Raw genomic sequence first — 9477 nt, 5'->3', positions numbered from 1 at the left:
ATCGGTGGCATGACGATGGGCCTGTCGATGGCGCTGCACGAGGAAAGCGTGCGCGATCATCGCTTCGGCCACATCGTCACCCAGGACTTGGCGACCTATCACATCAGCTCGCATGCCGACATCCCCGACATCGACGCCATCTGGCTCGACAGCGTCGACGCACACTCCAACCCGATGGGTTCGCGCGGTGCCGGAGAAATCGGCATCGTGGGCTCGGCAGCCGCCGTGGTCAACGCGATCTACCACGCCACCGGCGTTCGGGTCAGGGATCTGCCGGTCATGTGCGACGCGTTGCTGACGCCTTGACCGGGCTCGATGAGCTGATGCGCGGGCGCACGCGTCACATCCGCGAATAGCGCGTCAGCGCAAAGCTGTACAGGCCGTATGCCGCGAAACCCACTGCGGCAGCGGTCAATATCGCTCCGCCGAACCGCGTCGAGCCCAGGGCCTTGACCGCGCCGTCCAACCCGCTCGCCTTGGCAGGATCGCCGAGAAACGTCGCCACGATGACGGAGATGCCCACCGCCGACAGCACCAAACCCTCCGCGACATGGCCGACGATGCCGAGCGCGGTCAGCAGCCGGCCGCCGTCGGTGTTCAGATCGTTGAGGAACCGCCTCGACGCCCCCTTCTGGGCGTAGTAGCCGCCGATCCCCACGATGACGAAGCCGACGATCACCAGGGCGGCCTTCCCGCCGCCGGACTGCATCAGCCGTGCGCTCACTCCTGCCGTCTGCCTGCTGCCGCGGGCCTGCGCGCCGAGGGCGAACTGGATGGCCGTGAGCGCAACCGCTCCGTAGATCAACGCCAGGCCGAACGCCTTCAGCCGGTGTGCGATCGGCGATTTCCGCTTGTGCGCGTCGGGGTGCTCGGCCGGATGCAATCCGAGCACGCTCTCGCAGAGCCGCCACAACGCCAGCGCGACCAGGCCCGCGGTGACCACATAGAGCGTCGCTGTGCCTCCTGGTCTGCTGGCGAGCGTCGCGAGCGCGCCCGTCTGATCCGCCTCCCCCCTGAGCCCGAACGCGATCCGCATGATGATGCTCGCCACCAGCAGGTGCAGAGCGCCGCTGATCAGATAGCCGGCCCGCGCCACCCTCTGCAGCGCTCGGTTGCCGGTGGCGCTGTTGACGGCGCTTTTGAAGCTCATGGCCGGGTCGACTACCCAGTGCGCTGCTGCCGAAACAGCGTTGGAGCTGCGCCGTTCATCGCGTCGTGAGCACCAGCCCCGGATAGCCTTGGGCCGCAACATCGTCCAGCGATTTCCGGTAGTTGCCGAAGCCGCCGATGTAGGGCATGAATACGCGTTTCTTGCCGTCGATGTTGGATCCCAGATACCACGACGATTCGGCTCGCGGGAACAGCGTCCGCTCCGCCGCCTCCGCGACGTGCTTCGTCCATGCCTTCGCGGCGTCGCGGCGCGGTTCGACCTCGGTGATCCCTTGGATGTTCGCCGCCACCATCAGGCCGACGGCCCAGTCCACCTGCACCTCGGCATGCAAAACCATGTTCGCCAGCACCGACGGGCTGCCCGGGCCGCTGAAGCTGAACAGGTTCGGCAGCCGCGGCACCATCACGCCGAGGAACGTCACGGGCCCGTCCGCCCACAGCTCCGAGAGCCGGTGCCCGTCCGGACCCGTCGGGTCGATCCGCGTCATCGCGCCTGTCAGCGCGTCGAAGCCGGTCGCGAACACCAGCACATCGCAGTCGTATGTCTCTTCAGCCGTCCGAACGCCGTCGGTGGTGATCGCCTGAATCGGTTCGCGGCGCAGGTTCACCAATCGCACGTTGCCGCGGTTGAACGTCGCGTAGTAACCCGCGTCGGTGCAGATGCGTTTGGTCCCGATCGGGTGATCGGTGGGGATCAGGTCCTCGGCGACCGCGGGGTCATCGACGATGTCGCGGATGCGGTCCTCAGCAAACCGGCGCGCAATGTCGTTGGCCGCGAGCACCGAGCCCTGGTCGGGGAAGGTCTTGCTGAACAGCACCCCGCCGTCGCGCCAGCGCGCCCACATCGCCTCGTCACGTTCGGCGGGGTCGGTGTCGAGTGCGTTCTGGTGGTACGTGCCGTGCGGTGTGCCTGACGGCGCATACGACGACCGCTGCCTGCGCTCCGGATACTCCCGCCGGATCCGTTGCAGGTCCTCCTCCGTCCAGGGATAGTTCGGCATCGGAATCGTGTAGTTGGGCGAACGCTGGAACACCACCAGCGACTCGGCCTGCTCGGCGAGGATCGGCGTCACCTGGATGCCTGACGAGCCCGTGCCGATCACGCCGATCTTCTTGCCGCGCAACGGCGGATCCTCGCGCGGCCACGCCGCGGTGAAGTACACCTCGCCGGCGAAGTAGTCGAGGCCGGGAATGTCGGGACGGTTCACCGCCGACAGGCAGCCCGTCGCGCACAACAGGAACCGGCCGCGGTGCGTCTGCCCGGTGGACGTCTGCACCACCCATTCGCCCGCGTCGAACCGCGCCCCGATCACCTCGGTGTCGAAGAAATAGTGCCGACGAAGATCGAACCGGTCGGCGACATGGTCGAGGTACGCCAGGATCTCGGGCTGCGCCGCGAACCGCTCCGTCCATGTCCAGTCGCTCTGCAGGCTGTCGTCGAAAGAGTATGAGTAGTCGACGCTTTCGACGTCGCAGCGCGCCCCGGGATAGCGGTTCCAGTACCAGGTGCCGCCGACGCTCGGGGCCGCCTCGATACCGGTGACCGTCATGCCTTCGGCCAGGCAACGGTGCACGGCATACAGCCCCGCGAACCCGGCACCGATCACGATCGCGTCGGTCTTCACGCGGGCGCCTCCACATCGATTGCCAGCAGCCGCACCATATCGGCCCACAGCAGTTCCCGGGCTGCAGCCCCCGCCGAGAACGGCATCATCGTCAGGAACCCGTGGAAAAGGCCTGGGTAATCCCGGTGCAGCACAGGAACATTCGCCGCCCGCAGCTTTTGCGCATACGACGCACCCTCGCTCTGTAGCACATCGAAGCCCGCGGTCACCACGATCGCAGGGGGCAGGCCCTCATGCGATTGGGCTCGCGCGGGCGCCACCAGATACTCCGGAGACGGCATCTTGTCGTCGAGGTACTGCCGCCAGTAGTACTGCATCGCATCGCGCGTGTTGACGTATCCCGTCGAGTACTTGCGATAGCTCTCGGTGTCGAAGAACGGCTCGATGACCGGATAGATCAGCAGCTGCCCGGCGGGCATCTGCGCACCGCGGTCGCGGCACATCAGCGTGGTGACCGCGGCCAGGTTGCCGCCGGCGCTGTCCCCGGCGATCAGCACCCGCCGTGGATCGACGCCGAGGTCGTCGGCGTGCTCGATCGTCCAGCACCACGCGGCGTACACGTCCTGCGCGGCGGCGGGCGCTAGATGCTCCGGTGCGAGCCGGTAGTCCACCGACACCACCACGGTGTCGGTGTGCCGCGACATGGCGCGGCAGAAGCTGTCGTGCGAGTCCAAATCGCAGAGTACGAAGCCGCCGCCGTGGGCGAACACGACCGCGGCACGCGAATCGCGATCGACATGCGGGCGGTAGACCCGCACGCGCAGGTCACCGCCCTGGCCAGGGATGAGGAGGTCCTCGGCGCTCGCCACGTCGTCGAGGTTCGTCACCGGCGGCCTGCGACCGACGAGCACGGCCCGTGCCTCCTCTGCTGACATCGTCGAGAGGTCGGGGAAGGTGTCATTCATGGCGCGCATCAGTTTCGCAACGCCGTCCTCCATGATCGGCAACGGTAATGCACGATCGCTGGCTACCATCACGAAAGCCAGCCCGAGGAGGTCCGCGTGAACCCATCTGCTCCTCGCGTCCGCGAGACCGCTCCCGACCTGCCGCCCGGCTTCGACTTCACCGATCCCGAGATCTACGCGCACCGGTTACCGACCGAGGAGCTCGCGGAGGTCCGCCGCGCCGCACCGATCTGGTGGAACGAGCAGCCACCCGATGTCGGCGGGTTCGGCGACGGCGGCTTCTGGGTGGTCAGCAAGCACCGCGACGTCCGCGAGGTGTCGCTGCGCAGCGATGTGTTCTCGTCGCAGAAGAAGTCGATCGTGCCGCGCTACAAGGTGACCGGTGGCGGGGGCCAGATCGAGGCGGGCGCCGCGTCGATGATCATGATGGACGATCCCGAGCACAGCAGGCTGCGCAAGATCATCTCCCGCGGCTTCACGCCGCGCGCTATCGAGCGGCTGCGCGCCGAGCTCAACACGCGGGCTCAGGGCATCGCCGCGCAGGCCGCCGCCGAAGGATCGGGCGACTTCGTTCTCCAGGTCGCCCGCGAGCTGCCGCTGCTGGCCATCGCCGAGCTGCTCGGGGTGCCGCTCGAGGACCGCGGCAAGCTCTTCGACTGGACCAACCAGATGATCGCAGGCGACGACGACCCCGAATTCGCCGATTACAACCCGCTGCAGTCAACCGCCGAGTTGATCTGGTATGCCATGCAATTGGCCGCCCGCAAGGCAGAGGATCCCGGCGACGACATCGTCACCACACTGATCGACGCCGACGCCGACGGCCAGCTCACCGAGGCCGAGTTCGGGATGTTCGTCGTCACCCTGACCGTGGCGGGCAACGAGACGACCCGCAACTCGATCACCCAGGGCATGATGGCGTTCACCGACTTCCCCGACCAGTGGGAGCTGTTCAAGGCTCATCGGCCGAAGACCGCCGCCGACGAAATCATCCGCTGGGCGTCGCCGATCACCGCGTTTCAGCGCACCGCGCTTGTCGACACCGAGCTCGGCGGTGTACCGATCAAGAAGGGACAGCGGCTGGTGCTGTTCTACCGGTCGGCGAACTTCGACGAGGATGTCTTCGACGACCCGTTCACGTTCGACATCATGCGGGAACCCAATCCGCACTTGAGCTTCGGCGGCACCGGTGCGCACTACTGCGTCGGCGCCAACCTCGCGCGGATGACGATCGACCTGATGTTCAACGCGATCGCCGACCACATCCCCGTGCTGACGCCCGTCTCCGCCCCCGAGCGCCTACGGCACAGCATGATCAACGGCATCAAGCACTGGCAGGTCCAATACCGGTGAATGCGCCACCAACTTTCCGAGGATGGTCGACCTGTGCAGGCGCGCCGGATACGAGCCGCACATGAGGAAGACGTGGTTCACGAGAGGGCGTCTGGCATGGAGCGCGGGTCCGAACTGGTCGTAAACCGTCCGTGGCCCCTGCGCGAGCAGCCGGGACCACCTGACGAACTGCCCGCCTCGCAGCGACATTGTCGGTAGTACTTAGCAGACGTTTGGTATTAGCGACTTTGTCGCCCAGAGGCGGGCACCGCCGCAGGTGTCGGTCCGGGCTGCCATAGTGAGGCCAACGCCTACGAGGCGGTTCACCGGTTTATGGCTGCCCGCTAGGGAAGTGGAATCGGGTCCAGCGCATTGCCCGCCGGGATTGACGAGCAATTGTTCGGCGCGGCCCGTCCGGCAAAACGATCGTTGATCCAGTCGATGGCCTGCATCAACCAGAACCCGACGGCCGAGGTATGGCTGAAAAGCTCGTACTGGTCGTAATACACGACGGTTCCGCGCGCGCAGTAGGTGCGCGCGAGCGTGCGAACGTCGCCGGCGATCATCACGCCATCGCCGCGGCCGATGCCCGGCTTGTTGCCGGGTGTTCCCTCAGGAAAGCCGTTGGCGCCCTGGCCGATGAACAGGGGAATGGTCGGCGTGCCGCCAGTGCCCATGATGAGTTGGTTGGCTACCTCGACGAACAGCGGAAGGCTCTCCGGCGTCGGGAAGTCCGATATGACGAGATCACTCCATTTCAGCCGCCAATACCGAGGCTGGCCGAGGACATGCACGATCGACGAATTCTGCATGGTGTTGTACAGGTCCAGACCCCGGGTTGTGAGGTAGGGGGTGAAGTCGACCTCGAACGCTCGCGCGATCCCGATGAGAGCCATCGGCATCACGCCCGCCCAGATGTACGTGTTCTCGACGTAGTGCAGGTTGTGCGCCGGATGCACGAGCACACCACCGATGGCGGCACCGATCAGGCGGGCGTTGACATCTGGCGCGTACGAGGGTGCGAGTTCTGCAGCCCACTCGCTGGCGATCGCGCCTCCGGAGTAGCCGAGTAGAGCGACGTTCGCGTTGCTCGCGGTCTCGACCGCCGACGCATTGAACGCAGCGCGGATCGAGTCGAGGGTGTTCTTCCCGTATTCCGGGCCAGCGGCGAAGTCAGCCCGCTGACCTTCGGTGTCCGGCACGATCACCGTGAAGCCTTGCGCGAGAAAGATTCCGAACACAGCGAGCTCGACACTGGGAACGAGGCCACCGAATGTCCGGCCGCCGTTGATCGCATGTGACGGCTGGTCGTTGCGGTTCAGCGAGTCGTAGGCGGACTGATACGACAGAATTCGCGTCGTATCGGGCTGGTGCACCGGCTGGATGATCGAGGTTACGTTGGCGGTCGCCCTGCCGGTTTGGCTCGTCGAGCGGTACAGCAGCTGAATGGTCTTCAGTGGAGTCGGGATGCCCAGAATGTGGTACGGAATGTTGCGAGTCGCGAGTACCGAGCCCGGCGGCCACTCTTCGAGCGGTTTGTCGCCGGAATAGGTGTAGAACGGGTCTTCGTTCGGCGGCGGCACGAATGCCCGAGCCGGCGTGACTTCTACGGGGAGGCCACTCGGAATGGGATAAAAGGCCTCCGGTGGCAGTGGCACGGTCATTGCGCCAAGTATTCCCGCCCGCGAGCGCCGCGCACCCACAACTCGCCGTCCCCGGCGGTGACGCCTTCCTGGATCAGCGTGCGCTTGAGGATCTTGTTGGTGGCGGTTTGCGGCAGAGTGTCATTGATTCGGACGTACCTCGGCCACGCCTTCGGCGACAGGTCGGGCTGTGCTACCAGAAAGCCCTCGAACTGCTTGGGCGACAGGGTCGCTGCGTCGTTGAGGACGACGGCCGCCATCACCTGATCACCGACGACCTCGTCGGGCACGGCGTAGACGGCGACGAGGCTGACCTCCGGCAGCCGCTGCAGGATCCGTTCGACCGGCCCCGCCGCGAGGTTCTCCCCGTCGACCCGCATCCAGTCGGCGGTGCGGCCGGCCAGGTAGATCCAGCCGTCGGCGTCGCGGTAGGCCAGGTCGCCCGACCAGTACATGCCGTGCCGCATCCGCTCCTCGGTGGCGGCGGTGTCGTTGTAGTACCCGGTGAAGCCGCCGACGCCGTAGGTGTTCACCAGCTCCCCGACGGCGTCGTCGAAGTTGGCCAGCGCACCGTGCTCATCGAAAACCGCTGGCGCACATTCGGTCACGGCGTCGGCGTGGTACACGCTGACGCCCGGATATCCCTTGCCGATCGATCCCGTCGGGCATCCGTCCTCGCGCATGACGACGACGGCGAACTCGCTTGAGCCGAAGCTGTCGACGACCTTGCACCCGAACCGTCGCGCGAAGTCGTCGACGTCGCGCTCGGTGGCCTCGTTGCCGAACGCCGCCCGCAGCGTGTTGTCGGCGTCGTCCGGCTTTTCGGGTGTCGCGAGCACCAGCGCCAGCGGCTTGCCGACGTAGTTCATGTACGTCGCGCCGTAGCGGCGGATGTCTGGCAGGAACCGCGACGGCGAGAACTTCGCGGGCACCATCGTCGCGCCGCACGCAAGCGCCACCGCCCAGCCGGCCGCCACCCCATTGGAGTGGAACAGCGGCATCGATAGGTAGCAGACGTCGTCGGCGGAGAGTTCGAACCGTTCGGCCAGGCTCGCACCGCACAGCACCGCCATCGCATGGGCGAACCGCACCGCCTTCGGGTCGCCGCTGGTGCCCGACGTGAACAGCATGACGACCGGATCCACGCCGGCGACTTCGCGGTGGGGCTGAAGAGGTTTCGCCGCCGCTACCGCGTCACGGTAGGCGGCCCCGTCGACATCGACGACCGGCGCGCCGCCCAGATCGAGGCCGTCGAGGAGCGGCATGTGCTCGGCGTCGGCGAGGACCAGCTGGCAGTCCGACCGCGCGATGTCGGTGGCCAGGCCGTCGCCTCGACGCGTGGTGTTGATTCCGCACAGCACATACCCACCCAGTGCGGCGGCCGCCATCGACCGCAGCATCGCGGGCGTATTGCCCAGCAGCGCACCGACATGCACGGGCCGCAACGGGTCCATCTGATCGATGAGGGCCGACGCCTCCGCCGCCGCCTCGGCCAGGTGCTCGCGCCAGGTCCACGTCCGGTCGCCGTGCATCATCGCGATGCCGTCGTCGTCCATCCGCGAGCGCAGCAGCTGCTGCACGGTTTCACACATCGGCGGGCCGGTAGCGCAGCAGCGTGACGCCCGCGTCGGGCACATCGCAGAACACGGGGGTGACCCGCATGCCGATCCGGATGTCGTCGGGTTCGACGTCGACGAGTTCGGTGCTCACCCGCGGGCCGACGTCCCATTCGACGACGGCAAGCAGTTGCGGCAGCTTCTCGGCCCACGGCGGACCGGTCGGCCGTCGCGCGACCGTGTAGGTGTACAGCGATCCGGCACCGTCGATCACCCGCCACTCCAGGTCGTCGGCCAGCGTGCCCGGCGCCAGGGTGCGCGGGTAGAACACATACCGGCCCGCCGACGGCGAGTACTGAATGAGGATCCGGTGCTCGCGCAACGCATCCCAGAACGGTTGCGACACCGGTGTCGGCTCGGGCAATGGTGCCGTCACGTCAGTCGCCCCTCAAGATCAGCGCCACCTGCTCGCTCATGATGCCGCCATTACCGGTGACGAAGGCGATGTTGCAGTCGGCCACCTGAGCATCCCCCGACCGGCCCATCACCTGGCGCGCGCCGTCGACGACATGGTGCATTCCGCCCGCCATGCCCGCCTGCCCGAACGACAGCTGCCCGCCCGCGGTGTTGACCGGGAAGTCGCCGCGGAAGGTGAGGTCGTGCTCCGTCAGCCACCCCATTCCCTTGCCCTTGCCGCAGAACCCCGCGTCCTCCAGCGTCATCAGCACGGTGATCGTGTAGCAGTCGTAGATCGACGCCATGTCGATGTCGGAACGCTGCAGACCCGCCATCGCGAAGGCCCGTTCGGCGGCGCGCGCAATCGGCGTGCGGATGAGATCGTCGGCGTATGTCGGCGTCTTGAACCGAATGTGTTCGCCGAACCCCCTGATCCACACGGGGCGATGACGCGCCCGCCGCGCGACGTCTGCGTTCGCGATCAGCACGCCCGCGCCACCCTGCACCCGCATCACCGTCTCGAGCATGTGAATCGGATCGGCGATCACCGGACTGTTCAACACCTCGTCGACGGTGATCGGCTTGCCGTGGAACACCGCACCGGGATGCGCGCACGCGTTCTGGCGTTGCTGCACCGCGATGCGTGCCAAGGCTGCTGCGTCGTAGCCGAATTCGTGGCCGTACCGCTGCGCGATCTGCGCGTACGGTCCGTTCTGCCCGACGTTGCCGTACGGAATCTCGAACTCGGCCTGCGGGGAGCCGTAGTTGTTGCTCGACGCCCCGAACCAGC

9 protein-coding genes are annotated in these 9477 nt (G+C 66.8%); 2 read left to right on the top strand and 7 right to left on the bottom strand.

Features of this window, described 5'->3' with window-relative positions; genetic code table 11:
* On the top strand, positions 1-306 hold a 306-nt coding region (locus QOJ24_RS27335), incomplete at its 5' end, for a molybdopterin cofactor-binding domain-containing protein (RefSeq protein WP_526266790.1).
* Between the two features lie 34 nt (positions 307-340).
* Here the strand turns inward: QOJ24_RS27335 and QOJ24_RS27330 are convergent.
* The 3 genes from QOJ24_RS27330 to QOJ24_RS27320 are packed head-to-tail and all read right to left on the bottom strand — an operon-like array spanning position 341 to position 3733.
* Complete coding sequence (locus QOJ24_RS27330) at positions 341-1150, bottom strand: DUF1206 domain-containing protein (protein WP_526266788.1); 810 nt, start codon at positions 1148-1150, stop codon at positions 341-343.
* A 55-nt stretch (positions 1151-1205) separates the two neighbouring features.
* A complete protein-coding gene (locus QOJ24_RS27325; RefSeq protein ID WP_526266786.1) occupies positions 1206-2795 on the bottom strand; it encodes a flavin-containing monooxygenase in 1590 nt (529 codons plus the stop codon).
* Positions 2792-3733 carry an alpha/beta hydrolase gene (locus QOJ24_RS27320; protein ID WP_526266784.1) on the bottom strand — a complete coding sequence of 314 codons (942 nt, stop codon included), beginning with the start codon at positions 3731-3733 and terminating at the stop codon, positions 2792-2794. Before QOJ24_RS27320 ends, QOJ24_RS27325 begins: the two co-directional genes overlap by 4 nt.
* A 63-nt stretch (positions 3734-3796) precedes the next feature.
* Between QOJ24_RS27320 and QOJ24_RS27315 the strand changes: the two genes are divergently transcribed.
* A complete protein-coding gene (locus tag QOJ24_RS27315) occupies positions 3797-5053 on the top strand; it encodes a cytochrome P450 (protein WP_526266782.1) in 1257 nt (418 codons plus the stop codon).
* A 323-nt stretch (positions 5054-5376) separates the two neighbouring features.
* Here QOJ24_RS27315 and QOJ24_RS27310 read toward each other — a convergent pair whose 3' ends face one another.
* From QOJ24_RS27310 to QOJ24_RS27295, 4 genes are all read right to left on the bottom strand, one after another.
* On the bottom strand, positions 5377-6696 hold the full coding sequence (locus tag QOJ24_RS27310) for a lipase family protein (RefSeq protein WP_526266781.1): 1320 nt from the start codon (positions 6694-6696) through the stop codon (positions 5377-5379).
* Entirely contained in the window at positions 6693-8267 is a 1575-nt protein-coding gene (gene fadD1 / locus QOJ24_RS27305) for a fatty-acid--CoA ligase FadD1 (protein ID WP_526266779.1), read from the bottom strand. Before fadD1 ends, QOJ24_RS27310 begins: the two co-directional genes overlap by 4 nt.
* Entirely contained in the window at positions 8260-8667 is a 408-nt protein-coding gene (locus tag QOJ24_RS27300) for a Zn-ribbon domain-containing OB-fold protein (protein ID WP_526266777.1), read from the bottom strand. The genes fadD1 and QOJ24_RS27300 overlap by 8 nt, the downstream gene beginning before the upstream one ends.
* 1 nt (position 8668) lies before the next feature.
* On the bottom strand, positions 8669-9477 hold an 809-nt coding region (locus QOJ24_RS27295; RefSeq protein ID WP_526266775.1), incomplete at its 5' end, for a thiolase family protein.

The organism is Mycobacterium sp., from assembly GCF_032159775.1.
In the GTDB taxonomy this organism is placed as follows: Bacteria; Actinomycetota; Actinomycetes; order Mycobacteriales; family Mycobacteriaceae; genus Mycobacterium.
This window is presented reverse-complemented; position numbering and strand designations above follow the sequence as displayed.